The organism is Streptomyces acidicola, assembly GCF_009377235.1.
Classification (GTDB): Bacteria; Actinomycetota; Actinomycetes; order Streptomycetales; family Streptomycetaceae; genus Streptomyces; species Streptomyces acidicola.
Genome location: NZ_VMNX01000001.1, coordinates 188,084 through 207,086 on the forward strand (window position 1 = coordinate 188,084; position 19,003 = coordinate 207,086).

26 protein-coding genes and 1 pseudogene are annotated in these 19,003 nt (G+C 67.6%); 12 read left to right on the forward strand and 15 right to left on the reverse strand.

The genetic code is table 11. The features are described 5' to 3' along the window. The first annotated feature begins 179 nt into the window (after positions 1 to 179). The 3 genes from FPZ41_RS46815 to FPZ41_RS01395 all read left to right on the forward strand — a co-directional run bounded on the left by FPZ41_RS46815 (position 180) and on the right by FPZ41_RS01395 (position 1,795). Positions 180 to 338 carry a hypothetical protein gene (locus FPZ41_RS46815; RefSeq protein ID WP_194235940.1) on the forward strand — a complete coding sequence of 53 codons (159 nt, stop codon included), beginning with the start codon at positions 180 to 182 and terminating at the stop codon, positions 336 to 338. A gap of 255 nt (positions 339 to 593) precedes the next feature. Then, positions 594 to 839: a hypothetical protein gene (locus FPZ41_RS46820; protein ID WP_194235941.1), complete on the forward strand. Its 246-nt coding sequence runs from the start codon at positions 594 to 596 to the stop codon at positions 837 to 839. Next, entirely contained in the window at positions 836 to 1,795 is a 960-nt protein-coding gene (locus FPZ41_RS01395; protein WP_194235942.1) for an exonuclease domain-containing protein, read from the forward strand. The genes FPZ41_RS46820 and FPZ41_RS01395 overlap by 4 nt, the downstream gene beginning before the upstream one ends. 114 nt (positions 1,796 to 1,909) lie before the next feature. On the opposite strand, the gene FPZ41_RS01400 is transcribed toward FPZ41_RS01395, so the two are convergent. From FPZ41_RS01400 to FPZ41_RS01415, 4 genes are all read right to left on the reverse strand, one after another. Then, a complete protein-coding gene (locus tag FPZ41_RS01400; protein WP_152858045.1) occupies positions 1,910 to 2,221 on the reverse strand; it encodes a hypothetical protein in 312 nt (103 codons plus the stop codon). Positions 2,222 to 2,223: 2 nt separating this feature from the next. Next, a complete protein-coding gene (locus FPZ41_RS47780; RefSeq protein ID WP_228022341.1) occupies positions 2,224 to 2,532 on the reverse strand; it encodes a hypothetical protein in 309 nt (102 codons plus the stop codon). Between the two features lie 11 nt (positions 2,533 to 2,543). Further along, the gene (locus FPZ41_RS01410) at positions 2,544 to 2,768 is read right to left on the reverse strand and encodes a hypothetical protein (protein WP_152858047.1); all 225 of its coding nucleotides are present in this window, start codon (positions 2,766 to 2,768) and stop codon (positions 2,544 to 2,546) included. 155 nt (positions 2,769 to 2,923) lie between these two features. After that, positions 2,924 to 3,202 (reverse strand): hypothetical protein, encoded by a 279-nt coding sequence (locus FPZ41_RS01415; RefSeq protein WP_152858049.1) that lies wholly within the window; start codon positions 3,200 to 3,202, stop codon positions 2,924 to 2,926. 216 nt (positions 3,203 to 3,418) lie between these two features. On the opposite strand from FPZ41_RS01415, the gene FPZ41_RS01420 reads away from it, so the two are divergent. Next, entirely contained in the window at positions 3,419 to 3,763 is a 345-nt protein-coding gene (locus tag FPZ41_RS01420; protein ID WP_152858051.1) for an SH3 domain-containing protein, read from the forward strand. Positions 3,764 to 3,954: 191 nt separating this feature from the next. On the opposite strand, the gene FPZ41_RS01425 is transcribed toward FPZ41_RS01420, so the two are convergent. Continuing rightward, positions 3,955 to 4,416, reverse strand: coding sequence for a hypothetical protein (locus FPZ41_RS01425; RefSeq protein ID WP_152858053.1), 462 nt, complete (start codon positions 4,414 to 4,416; stop codon positions 3,955 to 3,957). Positions 4,417 to 4,858: 442 nt separating this feature from the next. Between FPZ41_RS01425 and FPZ41_RS01430 the strand changes: the two genes are divergently transcribed. Together FPZ41_RS01430 and FPZ41_RS01435 are read left to right on the forward strand one after the other, a co-directional pair. Then, positions 4,859 to 5,434 (forward strand): recombinase family protein, encoded by a 576-nt coding sequence (locus tag FPZ41_RS01430; RefSeq protein ID WP_152858055.1) that lies wholly within the window; start codon positions 4,859 to 4,861, stop codon positions 5,432 to 5,434. Then, a complete protein-coding gene (locus tag FPZ41_RS01435; RefSeq protein ID WP_152858057.1) occupies positions 5,431 to 5,790 on the forward strand; it encodes a beta barrel domain-containing protein in 360 nt (119 codons plus the stop codon). The genes FPZ41_RS01430 and FPZ41_RS01435 overlap by 4 nt, the downstream gene beginning before the upstream one ends. Positions 5,791 to 5,848: 58 nt before the next feature. Here FPZ41_RS01435 and FPZ41_RS01440 read toward each other — a convergent pair whose 3' ends face one another. From FPZ41_RS01440 to FPZ41_RS01455, 4 genes are all read right to left on the reverse strand, one after another. After that, entirely contained in the window at positions 5,849 to 6,055 is a 207-nt protein-coding gene (locus FPZ41_RS01440) for a hypothetical protein (RefSeq protein WP_152858059.1), read from the reverse strand. A 113-nt stretch (positions 6,056 to 6,168) separates the two neighbouring features. After that, the gene (locus FPZ41_RS01445) at positions 6,169 to 6,663 is read right to left on the reverse strand and encodes a hypothetical protein (RefSeq protein WP_152858061.1); all 495 of its coding nucleotides are present in this window, start codon (positions 6,661 to 6,663) and stop codon (positions 6,169 to 6,171) included. A gap of 136 nt (positions 6,664 to 6,799) precedes the next feature. After that, a complete protein-coding gene (locus FPZ41_RS01450; RefSeq protein ID WP_152858063.1) occupies positions 6,800 to 6,979 on the reverse strand; it encodes a hypothetical protein in 180 nt (59 codons plus the stop codon). A 245-nt stretch (positions 6,980 to 7,224) separates the two neighbouring features. After that, positions 7,225 to 7,560 carry a DUF6233 domain-containing protein gene (locus FPZ41_RS01455; protein ID WP_322619696.1) on the reverse strand — a complete coding sequence of 112 codons (336 nt, stop codon included), beginning with the start codon at positions 7,558 to 7,560 and terminating at the stop codon, positions 7,225 to 7,227. A gap of 327 nt (positions 7,561 to 7,887) precedes the next feature. Between FPZ41_RS01455 and FPZ41_RS01460 the strand changes: the two genes are divergently transcribed. After that, on the forward strand, positions 7,888 to 8,394 hold the full coding sequence (locus tag FPZ41_RS01460) for a hypothetical protein (protein WP_152858065.1): 507 nt from the start codon (positions 7,888 to 7,890) through the stop codon (positions 8,392 to 8,394). Here FPZ41_RS01460 and FPZ41_RS01465 read toward each other — a convergent pair. The 3 genes from FPZ41_RS01465 to FPZ41_RS01475 are packed head-to-tail and all read right to left on the reverse strand — an operon-like array spanning position 8,391 to position 9,044. Continuing rightward, positions 8,391 to 8,597, reverse strand: coding sequence for a hypothetical protein (locus FPZ41_RS01465; RefSeq protein WP_322619697.1), 207 nt, complete (start codon positions 8,595 to 8,597; stop codon positions 8,391 to 8,393). The genes FPZ41_RS01460 and FPZ41_RS01465 overlap by 4 nt on opposite strands. Positions 8,598 to 8,606: 9 nt before the next feature. Beyond that, complete coding sequence (locus FPZ41_RS01470; protein WP_152858067.1) at positions 8,607 to 8,801, reverse strand: hypothetical protein; 195 nt, start codon at positions 8,799 to 8,801, stop codon at positions 8,607 to 8,609. A gap of 33 nt (positions 8,802 to 8,834) precedes the next feature. Continuing rightward, the gene (locus FPZ41_RS01475) at positions 8,835 to 9,044 is read right to left on the reverse strand and encodes a winged helix-turn-helix domain-containing protein (RefSeq protein ID WP_322619698.1); all 210 of its coding nucleotides are present in this window, start codon (positions 9,042 to 9,044) and stop codon (positions 8,835 to 8,837) included. A 194-nt stretch (positions 9,045 to 9,238) separates the two neighbouring features. Between FPZ41_RS01475 and FPZ41_RS01480 the strand changes: the two genes are divergently transcribed. Beyond that, a complete protein-coding gene (locus FPZ41_RS01480) occupies positions 9,239 to 9,484 on the forward strand; it encodes a hypothetical protein (RefSeq protein ID WP_152858071.1) in 246 nt (81 codons plus the stop codon). Between the two features lie 170 nt (positions 9,485 to 9,654). Here FPZ41_RS01480 and FPZ41_RS01485 read toward each other — a convergent pair whose 3' ends face one another. Continuing rightward, a complete protein-coding gene (locus FPZ41_RS01485) occupies positions 9,655 to 9,897 on the reverse strand; it encodes a helix-turn-helix domain-containing protein (RefSeq protein WP_322619699.1) in 243 nt (80 codons plus the stop codon). Positions 9,898 to 10,076: 179 nt separating this feature from the next. Here FPZ41_RS01485 and FPZ41_RS01490 point away from each other — a divergent pair, with 179 nt between their 5' ends. From FPZ41_RS01490 to FPZ41_RS01500, 3 genes and pseudogenes are all read left to right on the forward strand, one after another. Then, positions 10,077 to 10,382, forward strand: a complete 306-nt coding sequence (locus FPZ41_RS01490; RefSeq protein WP_152858075.1) for a hypothetical protein — start codon at positions 10,077 to 10,079, stop codon at positions 10,380 to 10,382. A gap of 167 nt (positions 10,383 to 10,549) precedes the next feature. After that, positions 10,550 to 10,660: pseudogene (locus tag FPZ41_RS50120) on the forward strand (rhamnogalacturonan lyase family protein); the annotation flags it as partial. Between the two features lie 142 nt (positions 10,661 to 10,802). Beyond that, a complete protein-coding gene (locus tag FPZ41_RS01500; protein WP_152858081.1) occupies positions 10,803 to 11,378 on the forward strand; it encodes a DUF4352 domain-containing protein in 576 nt (191 codons plus the stop codon). A gap of 85 nt (positions 11,379 to 11,463) precedes the next feature. Here the strand turns inward: FPZ41_RS01500 and FPZ41_RS01505 are convergent, their stop codons facing one another. Together FPZ41_RS01505 and FPZ41_RS01510 are read right to left on the reverse strand one after the other, a co-directional pair. Beyond that, positions 11,464 to 14,130 carry a cellulose binding domain-containing protein gene (locus FPZ41_RS01505; RefSeq protein WP_322619700.1) on the reverse strand — a complete coding sequence of 889 codons (2,667 nt, stop codon included), beginning with the start codon at positions 14,128 to 14,130 and terminating at the stop codon, positions 11,464 to 11,466. A gap of 147 nt (positions 14,131 to 14,277) precedes the next feature. Further along, complete coding sequence (locus FPZ41_RS01510) at positions 14,278 to 17,190, reverse strand: glycoside hydrolase family 48 protein (protein WP_152858083.1); 2,913 nt, start codon at positions 17,188 to 17,190, stop codon at positions 14,278 to 14,280. 255 nt (positions 17,191 to 17,445) lie between these two features. Between FPZ41_RS01510 and FPZ41_RS01515 the strand changes: the two genes are divergently transcribed. After that, the gene (locus tag FPZ41_RS01515; RefSeq protein WP_152858085.1) at positions 17,446 to 18,948 is read left to right on the forward strand and encodes a cellulase family glycosylhydrolase; all 1,503 of its coding nucleotides are present in this window, start codon (positions 17,446 to 17,448) and stop codon (positions 18,946 to 18,948) included. Positions 18,949 to 19,003 lie beyond the last annotated feature (55 nt).

Here is a 19,003-nt window from a genome sequence, read left to right on the forward strand (position 1 = left end):
GGCCGGGACGGGCAGACCTGCCCCGACGGTTACAGCCTCCAAGCCCCAACCTGGGATGCGGATGCGTTGGTCTGTCGCAAGGACAACGCGCCGCCACCCGACCCTGGGAACGGCAACGGGAACAACCCGCAGGCGCTGGGCCTCGATCCGCAACGCCGCCAGTACCCCTAGGAGCCCGCATGCCCGACGCCATCGAGCGCCCGCCGCGCCGCGACGACAATGCCGCCGACGTGGGCAGCCTCGTCCAACTCGGCGAAGCCGAACCCCAGCCTGTACCCGCCCCGGCCACCCAGCCGTTCCTCGAACCCGACTGGCCTCCACCGGACGAGACGGTCTGACCGAACGACACCGCCCCCGCCTTCCTGTCGCGTCAGCGGCAGGGGGCGGGGGCGCTTCGGTGTGCCCTGCCGCAGGGGCGCCCGCCACTCTTTGCTAAGTCGTTACCAAGGCTCGGGAGGACCTCTAGACCCCTGCACGCGCACGCGTCCCTATAGGGGGCACTTCCGCCATTTGTGGGGTATTGCGAGTGATGCGGGGGGGCCGGGCAGCATCAAGCCAGCCCCAACCCGCCCCTCACGCCGAGGAGTTCAGTCTTGGCTCGCACACCAGCCCGCCGCTCCCCACGCCCCCGAACCGAAGAGTCGCCGACGGGCCCTGGCTCACCGGTCGAGATCCGACTCGTCGGCCACGAGACGGACGTGCGCCGTCTGGTCGCAGCCATGCAGGAAGCCGCAGGCGGATCCGCCGGCCCAGTGTCGTACCGGCCGAGCCATTACACCGAGGGCGCCCTTCGCGCCTACCTCGCCATCGTCATCCCGCCCGCCGAGGAGCAGCCGTGACCGCCACCTACCAAGACCTGCCCGTCTACAGCACTGGCAGCGCACCTATCGGCCTCATGACCCGCGCCCAACTCCGTGGCGCAGGGCGTCGACTGCGCCCAGGGCAGAAGGACCGTCCACAGGCGTGGCTGTACTGCATGCCCCGCCACCATCACGCACCGCTGTACGCGCTCGACCAGACCGCCGCCCAGCCGAAGTCGACTCCTGCTCAGCTCGCCGCACTCTCCGCAGGGCGCGCACTCTGGTGGAAGCAGCGCGCGTGCCCACTCTGCGACGAGATCCACAAGGGGTGGTGCGAGCAGGAGTTCATGACGATGCTGCGCCAGGACCACGACGCCGCCGCAGGGTGGGCGCGCCAAGTTCTCGATGACCCGACCTGCGTCGTCCTGGACACGGAGACCACCGGCCTCCACGACGGCGCCCGCATCGTCGAGATCGCCGTTCTCAGCGTCGACGGCAGCGTCCTGCTCGACAGCCTCATCAACCCGGGCGTGCCCATCCCGGCCGAGGCCACTCGCATCCACGGAATCACCGACGACATGGTCAAGACTGCCCCCGGCTTCAGCGACCTGCTGGTACAGCTCACTGGCGCGCTCATCAACCGCAAGGTCGTCATCTACAACCGGGACTTCGACAAGCGTCGCCTGGCCGTCGAACTCCACCACCACTACCGCACCCGCTGGGTCAACCTGGAGAAGCCCCGCAACGGCCGGCGACGCATCCACCCAGCCGCGCGCGCCTGGCTGGCCGCACAAACGTGGGAAGACTGTGCCATGGGGGCCTACGCCGAATGGTGCGGCGACTGGACGTGGGACTACGACTTCCGCGACAACCAGCCGCTGTACACGCAGGGCGACTACCGGTGGCAGCCCCTGCCCGGCGCCGGGCATCGCGCAGCTGACGACTGCCGGGCCGTCATCGACACGCTCAAGAAGATGGCGACAGATGCGAGCTGACACACAGGCGCCCCCGCCTCCTCGCCGCTGATGCGGCGGGGGGAGCGGGGGCGCCTCGCTGGTACGGCTAGAGTTCGGGGAGGTCCCCGCCTGTTAACGGCAGGCGGGGACCGCTCACTGCTCGACGAATGCGCGTGAGGCGCGGGGCGTTTCGGTGCGCGCCGCGTACAGGGCTTCGCGATGGTGCTCCATGGCCTCGGCGCGAGTGCCGACTCGGGTGCTCGACTTGTCGATGACGTAGGGCCCAAACGTGCGGCCCTCGTACTCGTGCCCGTTCAGGACCATGCCGTTGTGACGCTTGTCGGCACTGTCGTCGAAGATGACGGTGTCGTAGTAGTTGCGAGCGATCTGCACGGTGGACACCGTCAGCGTCACTTCGGTGCCGTGCTTGACCGGCGTCTGACGCACGATCTTCGGGAATCCCATGCTTAACTCTCCTTGTTCGTGTGGTGCTTGCGGATGTGGTTGGTGACGGATGCAGGGGCGCCGACGTAGCCGCAGCCGCGCGGGCACTTCTCCCAGCCTCCCTCGTTGACGGCCGCGTCGGTCACCGACTTGTCGGGGCCGAACCCGTGCTCTGCCAGCAGGCGAGGGACCGACGCCTCGTACCGGACCGCCATCAGGGCGGCTTCGGCGACCTTGTCGTGGCCCTGGGCGAAGAACTTCCCGAGGGTGATCTCACGGCCGCAGCCGCACCAGCAGAAGCCATTCGGGATCAGGCGGTGGTTGCTCGTCATGTCTGGTTGCCTCAGAGGGTGTTGGGCTGGATGTCGAAGCTGAGCATCGCGGCGTCCGCGAGGTACGGGCTGGCCCCGACGACCTGGCGGCGGATCTCGTTCATGGCGTCGAAGCGGGTCATGCCTTGCGTCGGCGTCCAGTGCCCGCTGCGATCCTGCGCGGTCAGACCGATCTCGTTGCGTGCGAGGAACGACATGTGCCAGCAGTGCGTGCCCTGTTCGGTAGCTGTCGTCATGAACTCAAGGTAGCAACTCAAGATATGCAGTCAAGAGTGAATGCCAAGGATGGATGCAAGAGGTAGCGCATAACGTTCCCTTACGTGCTCGTCGCAGGAACGACCGAGCCCCGCCTCCCTGCCGTGTGGCGAGGGAGCGGGGCACTGAGCTGTCGTCAGAACGGAGCCTCGCCGCTACCCAGGATGCGCATCACCTGCGGGCCGGCGGGGCTGGCAGTCCAATCGGAGGTATCCGGCCGGACGAACTCTCCCGTCTTCCGGTCGATGAGGAGGTGGCCGTCGCTGATGTTCAGCAGAGCTCGGAACAGCGTCACGTCGCGGAAGGTGAGGGTTCCGCGCCAACTCCCGGACGAGTCCTTGGTGAGCTCTGCTTCGGTTTCGAACTCGCGGCCGTCCTCGGCAAGGAGGATGGCATCGCCCTTGTACGTGGTCATGGTCGGAGGCTAGCCACGGCGTCAAGTCAGGGGCGCCTAACCGATGCCAGGTAGCGCGCAACTGAGTTGGATCGCGGCTCGGAGCCGCTGCGGGCGTGCGGGGACTGAGCATCAAGGATCTGTGGACTCCCGATCAAAGACGATCTGATGCCAGCAGTGAGACCGTGGAGCCGCACGAGCAGTCGATCAACCGTCACCAGGTCTGTAGGGGGACAAGTGAAGAATCTGCGAGTGGTGACCGCTCTCGCATCGGCAGTACTCATCGGCGCCAGCGGTCTCGTCGCCGCTGGCCCGGCGCAAGCAGCCACGGCACAGCAGGCGGTCGCCGCGGGCTGTACGACTTACGCCGCGAAGACTGGCGTCACCGTGCGCAGCCAGCCTTCGACCTTCGGCAGTGTTGTCGGCTCCCTGTCCAAGGGGCAGACGGTCTGCGGGAACATCGTGACCAGCGAACTGAAGGGCGGCAACTACACGGCCTGCGGGGGAACCTCCAACAGGTGGGTCCATTTCAAGGGCACGTACATAGCCGCCCTGTGCATGACCGCGATCAAGGGAGGCTAGCCTTTCGCCGGCGTGAGGAGGTAGCCCTGGCGCCGATCCTCGACGTTGGACGCGACAGCGCCCCCGCCTCCCTGCCTCACACGCGCAGGGGGAGCGGGGGCGGTTAGCTGTGCGCGACGTGAGGGACCGGATGTCACGGTAGGGGACATCGCCAACCTGGTTCTGTGAGCTCGCATCTGTTATAGAGATGCTTAGACGCGGTCCGCTCCAAGTTCCTCGCGCATCGCCTTACGCAGTTTCGCAAGGGCGACTTCGTACTCACTACGCCCCTCCGCGTACCTCTCGTCTCCGGCGAGAGCACCAGAGCCCGCTACGTCGCGTATGTTGCGAAGCTTTCGGAACGTCTCCTCGGAAGCAGCAACTACCTTGGCAGAGGCGGTGATTGCGATCTGATACCGGCCGTCGTAGCAGGGCACAAAGCTAGTGCGGGCGGAGGCTCCTCGTTCCTTCGGATCGATGTCAAGGTCTCGGGCGAGGCTGCGGAAGTGGTTCCGGGCCTTCGAGAGAGCGGCAAGGTATTCGCCGTACAGGACGCGACGGGTGTCAGTGAGCTGCTGCGCCTGGTCCCGGCGCCAACGGTGATGGTCGAGGAAGGCGCTGGAGGCCGTGGCGATGACTGCGCCGGTGATGGCGCTTACCAGTGATAACCACATGCAGGGACACGGTACGAGGAGGGCACCGATGCCTCCAGGTGCGAGTCGTCACGTTCCCTGAAACAATCCCCCATTGTGGTCGAGCACTCTCGATAACATGCCATATCGCGGGCCCCGCTCCTCCTCGGCGCGGGGCCCTTCGTCATGCCCGGAGTCAGTGCGCGGGGCAGAAGCAGAACGAGCCGTGACACATGTAGCAGCGCGGGCGTCCTCGGTGTGGTGCTTGACCGCCTCGTCGTCCGTCTCGTCGTACTCCTGGCGGCAGGTGGTGCACGTCTTCATGGCGCGGAGTGTGTCACAGCGGGGAGCCTAGGCGGCACGTCGAGAAACGACCGTCTATCGACACCCCTACCCCCAACTGCGTTCCTGCAGTTCGAGAGTGACGCAAACTCGTGTCCTCAACTATGTCGCGTAAAGGGCTCAGAATCGCTACGCTCGGTTCATGAGAATCGGATACGGCCGCGTCTCCACACGCGACCAGAACCCAGACGCACAGGAGGACGCCCTCAAAGAAGCAGGATGCGATCCCGTCTTCGTCGACAAGGCCTCCGGCAAGCTAGCTTCCCGGCCCGAGCTCGACAAGGCGCTGATCGCCGCCCGCGAAGGAGACGAGTTCGTCATCACCAAGCTCGACCGGCTCGGACGCTCCCTGAAGAACCTCATCGAGCTCTCCGAGCAGCTGGAGAAGAAGGGCGTCAACCTCGTCGTCCTGAGCCAGGGCATCGACACCAGCACCCCGGCCGGGCGGATGTTCTTCCACATCCTCGGCGCCATCGCGGAGTTCGAGCGGTCCCTTATCGTCGAGCGCACTCGCGACGGCCTCGAAGCCGCCCGCGCCCGAGGCCGGGTCGGCGGCAGGAAGCAGGCCCTTAAGCCGCGCCAGGTCAAGCTCGCCCAGGAGATGTACGACGAGCTGGGCGAGGACGGGAAACGCAAGCACACCGTGCAGGCCATCGCCGACGAACTCGGCGTCGCCCGCACCACCATCTACCGGTACCTGGAGAGGAAGAACTCATGAGCATGAACGGACTAGGCAACGTCAAGATCGGTGACAACCTCGTCCTCGTCACGGGCAACCGCTTCCGAGGTGACGAGCCCGTCACCGTTTCGCGAGTCGGCCGTAAGTACCTGTACGTGTCCCTCCACGGGTACGAGCGCCGGGAGCGGTTCGACCGGAAGACGGGAGCCGAGGAGGGCAACGTCGGAGTCCGTGCCCGACTGATGACACAAAAGCAGTACGAGGAGATGAACCAGCGCAGGTCGCTGTTCATGGAGTTGCTGGCCGCCGGGATCGACGTCAAGCACGAGGTGCGCTCCGAGGTGACCACGGACCAGCTCCGTGCCCTGCTCGCCGTCATCAAGCCCGCCGCCTGACTGACAGCAGCAACGGCGCCCCGCCCAGGGTAAGTGGGCGGGGCGTCGTCGCGTCAGCCTACTGGCTCTCGATCGAGAACCCGTCGTGCCCCTCGCAGATGAGGTCGGGGCAGTACCAGAGGACGGACACGTCCGGGTTGACGCCGCCGCCCATGTCGGCCTGGACGCGCTTGTCGACACGGCTCAGCCGGCCGCAGTGGATACAGGGATGGTCGCGAAGCCCGCGGGCTTCGGACTGGCTGTAGATGGTCTTCGGAGTGCTCATGCTGGGACGGTAAGGCCATTTCGGCGGAGTGTTCCCCCGGCCCTCGACAGCCCCGTGCCACACTGGCTGTGGCGCCCGTCTCGTCCCCCGTCGAGTCGGGCGCCGCTGTCTTGTTAGGAGTAGGTCCACCGCCATGCGTTGGAGCTGTACACGCACTTGATCCTCGCGCCGCTGGCGGTGGTCGTGCTGGCCCCGTGGTCACTGTTCCGGCAGAACTGTCCTGCCGAGTAGCAGTTGCCCGAGCTGGAGACGATCGAGCACGTGCCCGTGGTGTCGCTGCCGCTGTCGCTTCCGCTACTGCTGTTGGTGTCGGCGACCTGGGCACGGGCGGTTTTGGTGACGGTGACCGTGGGCTGTGGCTTGGCCTTGGCTTTGATGGTCTCGGTGACGGTTGGGCCTGGCTCGGGTGTGGCCGTCACGGTGATGGTCGCGGCTGGCGCGGATTTGATCTCGGCGGCGGGTTGCTGCCCGCCGTTCCCGGTGGCGGCGATCAGCGCGCCGGCGATGAACAGGCCCGAGCCGCCAGCCCATACGCGGGGGCGCCTGTAGAGCGGGCGGGTGTCGGCCGGGCGTGGCGCTGGCGGCATGGGCGTGTACGGGTTGGTCATCGTCCCCCCTGCTTGTGGTGGAGCGACGACGGTAGTCATCTGGTGGGGCGCTGGTGGGTGTATGGGGGAGTAGTCACCTTTTCGTGACAGATGGTGGTGCGCGCCCCGCCGTCAGGGCGGGCGCCCGCGCACGGTCCTACACCTGGGGGAGTTGGCCGGGCTTGACCGGCACGATCTCCACGTTGGTGCTGCCTGCCGCTTCGAGTACGGACTTCTGCCGTCCGGCGCTGGTCTCGTCGTAGGCGACAGCGGATGCCCGCGGTGTGCCGTCGGTGTCGGTCCAGGTGAGCGCGTAGTTCTGCATGGTGGTCGTCATGCGCTCATCATCGCTGGCGGCACTGACAGCGCCTGGCTCGCGGGCTGGTGGGGCGGCTCATAGGCTGGTGCTGCTCGGGGCAGCCTGCGGAGGTCAGCCATACCTGCCATCTGGCTTCGTGTGGTGAGCGCCACCGAGACGCATTCGATCTCGTTCCACCAGTACCACCGGGAGGACATGGGCCGCGTCCGCTAGGCCGCCAGGAAGACGGTGAAGAAGACCGCGGGCCGGGCGAAGCGCAGCGCCTAGTCGAGCACGCCGAGCTCCGTGTCCGGCCTGCAGTGCGTGCACGCCGCCACGCCTTCCGTGAGCGCCCGGACGGCCTGGTCCCGCCCGATTCCGCGCACGTTCTTCCCCGCCATGTGGCAGCCGCCGACGTGCACTGCGACGGGATGTCGTCCACCCAGGGACTGCTGCAACAGCCAGTCCGGGGCGGGTGGCCGACGCTCTTCGCCGCGGCGCCGCTCGGCTTCCCGCTGCTCTTCTCGGGCGATCCATTGCCGGGTGCGTTGGAGGTCGGCGAGCTGGATGCGCTCAAGGAAGCGCAGCATGTCGAGACGGGACGGCGGGCTATCGTTCACGCGTTCGATTCTATGGCGTAGGATCCCCCGCGTCGCATCGGAGAGGAGCAAGCCTGGACGTCGACGAGCTGCTGGCCATGCACGCCGTGAACGTTTCCCGCCTGCCGCCTGCCGCCTGCCGCCTGCCGCCTGCCGCCTGCCCCTGCAGCGCCACACCACCGCGAGGTGCTCGAATACGACGACGAATGATCGCCGCTCGCGCCTGACCAACCCTCGTTGTCGGTGGCGGCTCGTACAGTTGGAGCCACGTATCCGCGCTGCATGGCTGCACGCGCTCGCCCCGCCCGGAGTGATGCCCGGTGCGGGGCGCTCGACTTAGGAGGGCCTGTGGCTCCGTTCTCGCCGACGATCAACCTCGTCTGTTCGGTGCTGCTCACCATGGGCGAGGCATGGGTGGAGCTCCCGGTAGCCCGCGAGATCTGGGAGGAAGACGGCCCAGTCCGCGACATGCTCACCGACAAGGTGAGGTCCGAGCTGGCGGCAGTCGTCCTCAAAGAGACAGGCCTCCAACTCGACGACGCCTTCCTGGCCACACTGCCGGTGACCGTTCAAGACCCAGACGTCGGGCCCGCTGGAGCCCCAAGCCGAGCTGCGGAGTGCGCGGTCGTCTGCGTGGGCGGCCCTCGCGACGGCACCCGCCTGAAGCTGGACCGCGCACACCCGGGCCTCGCCGTTCAGCTGCCTCTTGAGGAGCCGTTGTCGGCCCTGTTCGAGGCGGCTGCCGGGAAGGTGGCCCCGATCCGACGGGCCCTGTACGTGCCGATCGTCGAAGGCGGGCGCTGCAGCCGGGCTGATGACGGAGCGTGGCGATTCCGCTGGGACGGGGACTGCTAGCCCGCCATCTCCGAGTGCCGCACGATCCGCTTGAGCTCCATCTCGACCTCGTACCGGGAGGCGTCGACTTCGTCGCGGGCGATGAATGCGCCGACCCCAGCATGGACGGCGAGGGCGGTGTCGACGGTGAGCTGGCCGCGCTGAATCTCGCCCCACGCCGCACGTTCGTGCTCGATCAGGTCGTCAGGTAGTTCGATTGCCACGCGGTAAGGTTACGCCGCCTTCACGATCTCCCCGCACGCCCGCTCCGCCGCGACGGCCAGCGTCCACTCCTCGACGAGCAGCGCGTACCGGGCCCGCTGCTCAGCCGTCAGCCGCACCGCCGGATGCGGCCACAACGCACGGATCTCCGCGTTGACCTGCTCGGCAGGCCGCACGGAACCCGGCGACAGGGGATTAGACGGCATGCGGGCAAGTCTAGGAGCCGGGTCTGACAGTGGTCAGGACTCCGACGGCCGCGGCAGCTCGGTGACGAACGTCCCCACGCCGGGATACATGACGGCCAGCCCCGCCTTCCGCAGCTCTGTCAACACGCGCTTCGCGGTCACCTGGCTAATCCCGAACTCGTCGCAGATTGCCATCGCGGACGGAAGCCTGCCTCCGGGCGTGTAGGTGCCGTCGACGATCCGCTCCCGCATTACGTCACACACCTGCCGCCACCTGGGTACTTCCGGCTCCCACCTCATGATCCAAGACGCTAGGTGGGCTTAGCCGAACAGGCGAGATGAGACCGCCTATACGACCTATACCGCCTATTCCGCGAGAGTATGGTGACCCACAGCACAAAACGCCCCCCGGACGCGGGCCAGCATCCGGGAGGCAGCCGACGATCGGAGCGTCGACCATGGACGAGCGTAGAGACCCGCCGCCCACACCAGAACCCGGCGTGCCGCGCCAAATGAACGCCCCCAGCGGCGAGCTCAGCCCCGTCCAGCAGGCCCGGCGCCGCTACGTCCAACACGTCACCGACGAGTGCGCCAGGTGCAGGGACGTCGACCGCGACCGCTGCGACGAAGGTGAACGGCTGTACCGGGCCTGGATCGATGTCTGCGACGACGCCTACCGCCAGCTCTCCGACCACACCCAGTGAGCGCCACCCGCCGCCAAAGCCTTGCAGCGGGCGGGTAGTTGAGTTACCCGAGGGAACGTTTGGCCATGGCCTGACCTGCGGGTGAGGAATTCACACGGAGCGCTTTCGGTTCACGCGGATCTATGCAGACTGCGTACTTGCCTCAGGGGTGCCCGCGTATTGACGATGATTCAGTAACCGCGGAGGAGGTCGGTGACGTGCACACCCAAGACGCGCGCGATCTTTATGAGCGACGAGATCCGGGCGTCGCGCGTGCCAGCCTCAATGCCCTGCAGGGTGGCGCGGGAGAGGCCGGCCGAGAGGTGTAGGGCTTCCTGGGTCATGTTCTGGCGAAGCCGGGTAACGCGGATACGGTCGCCGATGGCGCGGCGGCGTTCGAGGAGCCAGGCGTCATCATCGGGCAGGTGTGGCACTCGACAAACGCTCTGGCCTGCATGATCATAAGTCAGCCTCGTAAACGAGGCATTATTTGATCTTGAAGTTAGTCGAGCCGCTTCATTGCTTGTTCCGCATGACCCACCCCCCTCGCTCGCAGCCCTGTCGCGTGCTGGCGTGCGCTACAGGGTGACAGGTAACGTCCAGATTCGAACGAATGTTCACGCCGTATGACGCAGACGGCCAACCGACGGGAGAAGAGATGGACCGCCAGCAGATCCTCGACCTCTATACCTGGCAGCCGGGGACCTGCTTTCGCCACCCAGGTGGCGGAACCGTCGACACTGCCCTCGTCAAGATGATCAAGCCCCGAGCCGGCCAGCCGGAAGAAGTGCGCGCCTGTCGCGATTGCGTCCTCGTCATGGAGGGCTGTCGCCGCAACACTGCCGAACAGGCTGGCGTCGAGTACGAGCCGGGGCACGTCGGGGAAGCGGTCGTGGCGAGGTGTCCCGGCAGTTCATAGGGCATCTACGGCGATGGATTCCGGGGAGGATCTGGGGAGCAGGGCCTTCCGGGGAGCGTTTGGGGGCGTGGAGAAATGCCACCCGTCACCACTCGGCACCACTCAAGGACACTAGATACCAGCAGGTCAGGACCTTCGAGAGTCAACCGCACTTCATCGCCGCAGACCGCACGGGCCTGGCCTGGCAGAACACGGCTTATAACCAGCCGCCGCACATGAGCTTCTTCATCGGCAACAAGATGCCGACGGCACCCCGCCCGACGGTCTACACACCGTGACCTGCTGAAACACCTGAAGCGGCTGCGTGCGGCGTGCACGCAGCCGCGACCTTCGTGATCGTGTTGCTGTCGCGCCTCTTGTTCCGGCAAATCCGACAGTTCGGTGATAACGTCCCCTGCCTCATCGACCTCTGAGGGGACCATGCACACCCGCATCCACACCACCGTCGTCGGGCTCACCGCCGCCGGCCTGCTCGCCCTCACCGCTTGCGGTACCGGCGAGGACACCGTCACCACCAAGCCGAAGGCCGACACCCGGACGGCCGCCGACGAGAAGGCCGGAGCCACGCGCACGGCGGACAGGACGGCCGGGGTCGGCGACACCCTCGCCCTGAAGGGGACCGACGGCCAGCAACTCGACGTCACGCTGAAGAAGTGGCTGCCCACCGCGAAGGGCGCGGACGAGATCAACGTCCCCCCGGACGGCAAACGCTGGGCCGCCGCTCAGTTCGAGCTGGTGAACACGGGCAGCAAGGTCTACGCGGACAGCCCCGGCAACGGGGCGAAGGCCGCCGACAGCGACGGGCAGCGGTTCGACGCGTGGTTCGGGGAGATCGCCGCGGGCCCGGCGATGGCGTCCGACCTGAGCTTGCCGAAGGGCGAGAAGGCCCTGGGCTGGATCGTGTTCCAGGTGCCGAAGGACTCGAAGATCGTGAGCCTGCAGTTCGCGATGAACTCCGGGTTCTCGGACCAGACGGGGCAGTGGTCGGTGAAGTAGGAGCCGAGGGCGCGTGCCGCGATCCGGCACGCGCCCACCGTGCTCAGTCCACCGTGCTCAGTCCACCGTGCTTAGTCCACCGTGCTCAGTTCACCGTGCAGGTCTGATCACCGAGCCTGAAGGCGGTCGGTTTCGTGTTCGAGCCCGACCAGCTGCCGGTGAAGCCGAAGCCGACGGACGAGCCCGCGGCCACGGCCGCGTTCCAGTTCACGTTCTTCACCGTGACCGACGCGCCCGACTGCGTGTGGTCGGCGTTCCACAGCTGTGAGATGGTCTGGCCGCCCGGGAAGGACCAGTTCAGCGACCATCCGGACCATGCGCTCGTGCCCGTGTTGGTGAGCTGGACGTCCGCCTGGAAACCGCCCGACCACTCGTTGGTGATCTTGTAGGTCACCGCGCAGGCGCCTGTCGGTTCCGGTCCCGGCTCCGGGTCCGGCCCGGGGTCCGTTTCGCCTCCGCCCGCGCCGGACGTGTCGCCGTAGACGACCCCACGCCCGTTCGTCGACACGTACACCCGCCCGTAGATCCGCGGGTCACCCGTGATCGCGGCACCCGTCCAGCCCCACTGGTGGGCGTCGTCGTTGATGCGTGTCCAGGTCGCGCCCTTGTCGGTGGAGCGGAAGATGCCGCGGACGCCGCCGATCTTCGCGCTGGTGTAGAGCGTCTGGTAGGAGGCACCGGGTGCCGCCTTGCCGAAGCCGATGGTGTCGGCCTGCTCGACGCCCGAGAGCTTGGCGAAGGTGGCGCCGCCGTCCGTCGAGTGCCACAGCCCGTACGCCCCGTCTGCCGCACCGCCTGCCAGCCAGATGTCGCCCTTCGTACCGGGCAGCGCCTTGAAGCGGACGCTGTCGCCGCTCGGCAGGCCCGTGGCGTTCGATGCGGCGAACGTCGCGCCGCCGTCGGTGCTGACGTAGAACTTGCCCGACTTGAAGCCGTAGAAGGTCTTCGGGTCGACCCGGTCGGACTCGACGATCGCGCCCGCGGGAATCCCGCTCGACGCCGACCACGAGTTCCCGAACCCCGTCGTGTACTGCACGCCCGTCCCCGTCGGGCTCCACACGAAGCGGCTGCCGTCCGCGGCAGCGGCGACCGTACCGCCCTCGCTCACGCCCGACGGGTCCGTGCCCGCGAACCAGTTGGCGCCGTTGTCCGTCGAGAACGCGATGTGCGGACCCGAGTCGAGGTTGCCCACCCGGACGACCGTGCCCGGGTTCGACTCGGCGTAGTCCAGGCTGGTCGTGGTCGTGAAGTTCGGGGACGTGTACATCAGCGAGGGGACCTTCGTCAGGTCCGTGTGGCGGAAGCCGCCGATGTCGCCGAGCGCGCTGAGCAGCGGGGCGCCCGACGGGGGAGAGGCCAGGTCGTTGACCGCCGTCTCCTCCAGGCCCTGCACCATCGGCTTGATGGTGAACTGGGTGCCGCCGTCCCACCGCGTCAGGTTCTCGGTGCCGTAGATCGTCGCGCCCGTCCCGTACATCATCCGGTCGGAGTTGAACGGGTCGATCTCCAGCGCCTCCGTCATCCAGCCCAGCTTCGGGGTCTGCTCGGGCGGTGACGGGTTCGCGCCCCAGGTCAGCCAGGGCGAGGACGAGACGTCCATCGTGAAGCGGTTCGACCGGTTGGGGTACGACGTGTAGTCCCACGCCTTCGTCCAGGTGCCGCCGCTGTCCGTGGAGCGGAAGATCTGCGTGTCCGGCCACCAGGAGCTGTAGGCCGTGGCCATCACGGTGCCCGGCTTCTGGCGGTCGACGGTCAGGCCGGCGAAGCCGTAGTACGTGTCGGCCTCCGCGACCGGGCTGATGTTCGTCCAGGTGCCGGTCGCCGTCGCGTACCGCCACAGCTGGCCCTTGCCTCCGTCGTACGGGCCGCCCTTGTCGCTGTAGGCCAGGTACAGGTAGCCGTTCGTCGCGTCGAGGACGCCCTTGTGGGCCAGATAGCCGGTCGGCTGGCCGGGCAGGCGGGACCAGGTGGCGCCCGCGTCCGTCGAGCGGTACACCGCGTTGTCCTTGTCGGCGACCCCGACGTAGACCGTCTTCGTGGCGTTGCCGGACGAGCCCGTCGACTCGTCGAAGGTGACCCAGACGATGCCCTGGTTGTCGGACGCGTAGCCGCTCGTGTCGGACGGGTCCTGCACGTAGTTGCCGGCGTTCGGGAAGTTCGTCACCTGGGACCAGGTCGCCCCCGAGTCCGTCGACCGCCACAGGCCCTTGCCGCTGGGCGCGCCCAGGTACAGCACGCTGTTCCTGTTCGGGTCGACCGCGAGACGCTCGCCCATGCCGCGGCCGGGCATGTTGCCGCCCAGCTTGAACGGCAGGTCGGCCTTCTGCCAGGTCGCGCCCCGGTCGGCGGACCTGAGCACGGCACCGTTCTTCGGGTCCCAGCTGTTGGTGTACGTGCCGACGGCCGCGTACACCTTGCTCGGGTCGACCGTGTCGGAGGCGAGGCTGACGACACCCGTGTGGCCCCAGTTGTCCCAGCCGATCGAGTCGAGCAGCGGGGTCCACGTCTTCGAGGACTCCGCCCAGCGGTAGGCGCCGCCGATGTCCGTGCGGGCGTACGCGAGGTTCTTCTCCTTGCGGTTGAAGACGATGCCGGGGACGAAGCCGCCGCCGTCGATGCGGGCGTTCTTCCAGGTGTAGGTGTCGGCGGCGACCGACACCTTCTCGGTGCCCGCGGCCAGGGCGGGCTGGCTGCCCGCGAGCAGGCCGGCCGACAGGGCGAGTACGGCCGTGAGGATGCGGGTTCTTCGCACGGTTGTCCTCTCCGTGAAGGTGGGGGGAATGGACGGGAGGAAAGGCACGCACGGCCGGGCGGACCCGATGGGGACGGGGCCGCCCGGCCTGGGGCCCTGACGACTCGTGGATGTCAGGGCCCGGGTACGCAGAGCCTTAGCGGGGACTTATTCGAGGAGCTCCGCGTACGAGCCCATGGCCAGGGCGATGTCGGCCTGGGCCCAGAACCGGTGGTACGTGAAGGAGGGCGCGGCTCCGCCCGCCAGGTACGCCTCGATCTTCGACCAGGCCGGGTCGTCCTCGTAGAACGACCGGATCGAGTCGAAGGTCGACGACGAGTTGATCGTGTCGCCGTTCGGCATGGTGCCGGTCCAGCCGCTCGGGATGTACAGACCGTCGTCGAAGCGGTTGTAGTCGGCGCGGGTCTCCGGGACGGCGATGCCGAGTGCGTCCTGGTGGTTGTTCCACATGCCGTCCAGCAGTGCCTTCGCCGTCGCCGCCGCCTCGGTGTCACCGGAGCGGTCAGCGTAGTACGTCAGCGTCTTGGCGTACGCGGCCGCCACGCCCACGTCGTCGGTGTAGTCGGCGACGGTGACGTGCAGTCCGGCGTTCGCACCCGGGTTCGTGGCGTTCCAGGTGTCGGGGGCGCCCGACCACTGGAGCGTCGAGGGGATGCGGTAGGTGCCGTCGGGGTTGACCGTGGTCTTGGACAGCGCCCAGTCGACCCACTTGTCGAGAATCGCCTTCGCGCTCGCGTTCCCCGTCTGCTGGTAGTACTCGGCGACCCGCTCCATGGACCACGCCTGGAAGCCGAACCACTGGTTGGACGGCGGGTCGTGGTACACGGGCTTCTCGTCGTAGTACATGCCGTAGAACGTCGGCTTTCCGGTCGGCGGGGTGGCGTACCGCCCGGCCCAGCTGTTGGTGGCACCGCCCGCGATGGCGCCCTCGTTGGACTGGAGCCAGCGGTAGAACTCGATCTGCCGGTCCAGGGACTTGGCCCAGTCCGCCTGACCGGTCGTCGACTTGGGCTTCAGAGGCGCGTAGTTGCTCAGCGCGTACGCGGCGAGCGGGTTCTGGTAGCCGCCGTGGGCGAAGCTGGAGCCGATGCGCCAGGCCCAGCCCGCCGAGGCGTCGGTGGCGCCGCCCCACGCGTAGTACCAGGACAGCAGGTAGTGCGAGGAGTCCTTGCCGGTGCCCGCCGGGCAGGACGAGGCCCCCACACAGTTGCCGATTTTCTTGAAGTACTTGTCGTACATGGCGTAGCGCAGGTAGTCGCCCATCTTCGCGGCCTTGCCCACGACTGAGGAGACGTCACCGCCCTTGCCCTGCTCCTTGGCCCACTTGTCGGCCCAGTACGCGGCCTGCACGGCCCGCGCGTCGGCGTCGGGGGCGTTGGTGAACTTCCACTGCTTGGCGTACGACGCGTCGCCGGTGAAGAGGTCCAGGTACCCGTTCTTCCCGCCGTACTTGAAGGCGTCGCAGGTGGGCTGCGGGACGGTCTCCCACACCGACTCCTGCGGGCCGCGCTGGAAGGTGTTGATGTACGACGGTCCGGTGTCCGCCGGGCCCGCCTCGCACTTGCCGGGCGAGTTGCCGTAGCCGTAGACGTTGTCGACGTCCTGGAGCCAGTGCATGCCGTACACGTCGTCCGTGCCGTACGCGCTCTTCAGCTCGCCGGCGATCGGGTCCTGGCCCACCGGGATCCCGGTGTCGAGCCGCGCCGGGTACTCGTTCGGGGTGTCGAACTCGGGCGCGTACGTCGCCGGCTTCGAGGCGTTGTAGAAGGAGTTGGTCGGTTGGTCGGCGTGGGTCGGGATCATGTACTTCTCCATGATCTCCCAGGCGCCGTTGAACTTGGACCAGTCGCCCGTCACCTTCCCGTACATGGCCTGGAGCCACAGCAGGTAGCTGTACGCCTCCGATGTGGTCTCATGGCCCTGGTCCGGCGCCTCGACGATCAGCGTCTCCACCGAGTGGTACGGGATGCCCTCGGGGGAGAAGTAGCCGTTCGCCGGGTTGGTGATCTTGCCGTACATCTCCAGGAAGCGGGAGTCGTACTCCTTCGACGCGGCCAGCTGCGTCACGGTCACCGCGGCCTTGGCATGGCCGGTGGCCGTCGACTCGAAGGTCGCCGAGCCGGTGCCGGAGGTGCCCGCGGTGACGGTCACCTTCTGCGCGGTGCTCCAGTTCTGCGGAGTGAAGGTGAGGGAAGCGCCACCGGTCACCGACAGGCCCGAGTTGCCGCTCGCACGGGCGGACGTGACCGTCACGTTCCCCGAGGGCTGTGTCGAAAGTTTCACCTCGTACGTGCCCGTCTTGCCCTGCTGCACGCCCAGTTGGGGAGGCGAGGCCACCACGGCGGGGCCCGAGGCGACCGTGATGCCGACCGGGGTGGAGTCCGCCGACGCGCCCATGCTGTCGTACGCCTTCGCGACCAGCGAATGACTGCCCACGGCCAAATCGGAGACGGACAGCGTGAAGGGGGAAGTCGTGTCCGTACCCAGCAGCTTGGTGTCGTCGTAGAACTCGACCTTGCTGACGGTCGCGCCGTCGGCCGCCGCGGCGGTCGCGGCGAGCGGCACCGCGTCGCCCTGCGAGTAGACGGCGCCCGCGGCGGGGCTGGTCAGCACGGTGACCGGCGGCTGGTGCGCGCCGGCACAGGTCGTGCCGTTGATCGCGAACCTGGTCGGCGCCGCGTTGCTGCCGCTGTAGGTGAACTGGGCGCCCGTGGTGACGGCGGCTCCGACGGCGATCGTCCCGTTGAAGGACGCGTTCTTCGCCGTCACCGTCGTGCCGGACTGCGACCAGGTGCCGCTCCAGCCGTTGCTGAGCTTCTGGTTGCCCGTGTAGTCGTAGGTCAGGGTCCAGCCGGAGATCGCCTCCGTGCCCCGGTTGGTGATCGTGAGCTCGGCGGTGAAACCGGAGCCCCAGTCATTGGTCGTGTAGTCGACACTGCACTGAACTGCTGCTGCTTGAGCGGGTGTTGAACCCGAGCCCAGCATCGTCAAGGGAAGTGCGAGGGCCGCCACGACGGCGGTCCACAGCCGCCGCGTGCGACGTCTCCGTCCGGTGCGCATGTGCTGGTTCCTCCTGCGGCTCTAGGAAGTGGGGGGAGGAGCAACAAGCCTTGAACCAGTGGGAGCGCTCCCATATTGGGGAGGGGGGTGGAAGCGGTCAAGGTGTTCGAAGAGTCGAAAAGATTCGACGAACGCAAGATGGCGTCACCTCTGGTCTTTACCGTCACTTGGCGCTACCTTCGCCCAACACCAGTGGGAGCGATTCCATCAGTCGACGCGTCAGTCACGGCGCGCCAGAGCTGCAAGGAGTCGCTCATGCGACACCCCCCGCGTTCAGGTCTTTTACTCGTCGCCGCCGCGGTCGCCCTTGTCGGCACAGCAGTGGCGCCGGTGGTCACGGCGTCCGGTGCCGCGCCCGCCTGCACGGTGGAGTACTCGGTCACCAGCCGGTGGGACGCCGGCTTCCAGGGTGCCGTGAACATCACCAACAACCAGGCGGCGCTGAGCGGTTGGAGCCTGACCTTCGACCTCACCGATGGTCAGAAGGTCACCCAGGGCTGGAGTGCCCGGTGGTCCCAGTCCGGTACGACGGTCACCGCGGCCAACGAGAGCTGGAACGGTTCGCTGGGCTCGGGAGCGAGCGTCAGTGCCGGGTTCATCGCCTCGGGGTCGGGGAGCGACGCCGTGCCCACGGCGTTCAAGCTCAACGGGACGACGTGCAACGTGGACGCGGAGCCCTCGCCGGACCCGACCGACCCGGGACCCACGGATCCGGGACCGACGGACCCGCCGCCGAGCAGTGACGGGCCTCCCGTGCTCAAGGTGTCCGGCAACAAGCTCGTCGATGACAGCGGTGCGACCCGGCGCCTGCTCGGCGTCAACCGCTCCGGCGGCGAGTTCGCCTGCGTCCAGGGCAACGGCATCTGGGACGGGCCCGTCGACGACGCCTCGGTCAAGGCGATCGCCGACTGGAACGCCAACACCGTCCGTATCCCGCTCAACGAGGAGTGCTGGCTCGGGCTGTCCAACATCAAGCCCGAGTACGCCGGCGCCACCTACATCGGCGCCGTCGAGGACCTGGTGACCAAGGTGAAGGCGCACGGCATGACGCCGATGGTCGAACTGCACTGGTCCTGGGGCCAGTACACCGGCAACTCGGCCGGCTGCTCCGACGTGCACGCGACCTGCCAGAAGCCGATGCCCAACATGCGGTACACCCCGTCCTTCTGGACCTCGGTCGCGAACACCTTCAAGGACGATCCGGCCGTCGTCTTCGACCTGTTCAACGAGCCCTACCCGGACCGCGCCACCTCCACGGCCGGCCAGGCGTGGACCTGCTGGCGCGATGGCGGCACCTGCCCCGGCATCAACTACGAGGTCGCCGGCATGCAGGACCTCGTCGACGCCGTCCGGGACACCGGCGCGAAGAACGTGATCCTCGCCGGCGGGCTCGCCTACTCGAACGACCTGAGCCAGTGGCTGACGTACAAGCCCGACGATCCCACGGGCAATCTCGCCGCCGCCTGGCACGTCTACAACTTCAACTCCTGCTCCAGCGAGAGCTGCTGGGACTCCACGCTCGCGCCCGTCGCCGCCCGGGTCCCGCTGGTCGCGGGCGAGATCGGCGAGAACACCTGCGCCCACTCCTTCATCGACCGCGTCATGGCGTGGTTCGACGCCCGCGAGCTCTCGTACCTCGGCTGGACCTGGAACACCTGGAACTGCAGCTCCGGGCCTTCCCTGATCTCCGACTACCAGGGGACCCCCACGTCCTTCGGTATCGGGTTGCGCGACCATCTGCGGTCCGTCAACGGATAGCCCTCGACGGACCACCCACACAGACACCCCCCACAGCCCCCCACACAGACAACCC

Bases quoted from the DNA above. Each gene is read 5' to 3' on its own strand.
- FPZ41_RS01470 (WP_152858067.1), bottom strand. From the start codon at position 8,801: ATGCCGTCTAATCCCCTGTCGCCGGGTTCCGTGCGGCCTGCCGAGCAG.
- FPZ41_RS01430 (WP_152858055.1), top strand. From the start codon at position 4,859: ATGAGAATCGGATACGGCCGCGTCTCCACACGCGACCAGAACCCAGAC.
- FPZ41_RS01425 (WP_152858053.1), bottom strand. From the start codon at position 4,416: ATGTGGTTATCACTGGTAAGCGCCATCACCGGCGCAGTCATCGCCACG.
- FPZ41_RS01450 (WP_152858063.1), bottom strand. From the start codon at position 6,979: ATGACGACCACCATGCAGAACTACGCGCTCACCTGGACCGACACCGAC.
- FPZ41_RS01445 (WP_152858061.1), bottom strand. From the start codon at position 6,663: ATGACCAACCCGTACACGCCCATGCCGCCAGCGCCACGCCCGGCCGAC.
- FPZ41_RS01435 (WP_152858057.1), top strand. From the start codon at position 5,431: ATGAGCATGAACGGACTAGGCAACGTCAAGATCGGTGACAACCTCGTC.
- FPZ41_RS46815 (WP_194235940.1), top strand. From the start codon at position 180: ATGCCCGACGCCATCGAGCGCCCGCCGCGCCGCGACGACAATGCCGCC.
- FPZ41_RS01490 (WP_152858075.1), top strand. From the start codon at position 10,077: ATGTTCACGCCGTATGACGCAGACGGCCAACCGACGGGAGAAGAGATG.
- FPZ41_RS01400 (WP_152858045.1), bottom strand. From the start codon at position 2,221: ATGGGATTCCCGAAGATCGTGCGTCAGACGCCGGTCAAGCACGGCACC.
- FPZ41_RS01410 (WP_152858047.1), bottom strand. From the start codon at position 2,768: ATGACGACAGCTACCGAACAGGGCACGCACTGCTGGCACATGTCGTTC.
- FPZ41_RS01480 (WP_152858071.1), top strand. From the start codon at position 9,239: ATGGACGAGCGTAGAGACCCGCCGCCCACACCAGAACCCGGCGTGCCG.
- FPZ41_RS01510 (WP_152858083.1), bottom strand. From the start codon at position 17,190: ATGCGCACCGGACGGAGACGTCGCACGCGGCGGCTGTGGACCGCCGTC.
- FPZ41_RS01415 (WP_152858049.1), bottom strand. From the start codon at position 3,202: ATGACCACGTACAAGGGCGATGCCATCCTCCTTGCCGAGGACGGCCGC.
- FPZ41_RS01500 (WP_152858081.1), top strand. From the start codon at position 10,803: ATGCACACCCGCATCCACACCACCGTCGTCGGGCTCACCGCCGCCGGC.
- FPZ41_RS47780 (WP_228022341.1), bottom strand. From the start codon at position 2,532: ATGACGAGCAACCACCGCCTGATCCCGAATGGCTTCTGCTGGTGCGGC.
- FPZ41_RS01515 (WP_152858085.1), top strand. From the start codon at position 17,446: ATGCGACACCCCCCGCGTTCAGGTCTTTTACTCGTCGCCGCCGCGGTC.
- FPZ41_RS01440 (WP_152858059.1), bottom strand. From the start codon at position 6,055: ATGAGCACTCCGAAGACCATCTACAGCCAGTCCGAAGCCCGCGGGCTT.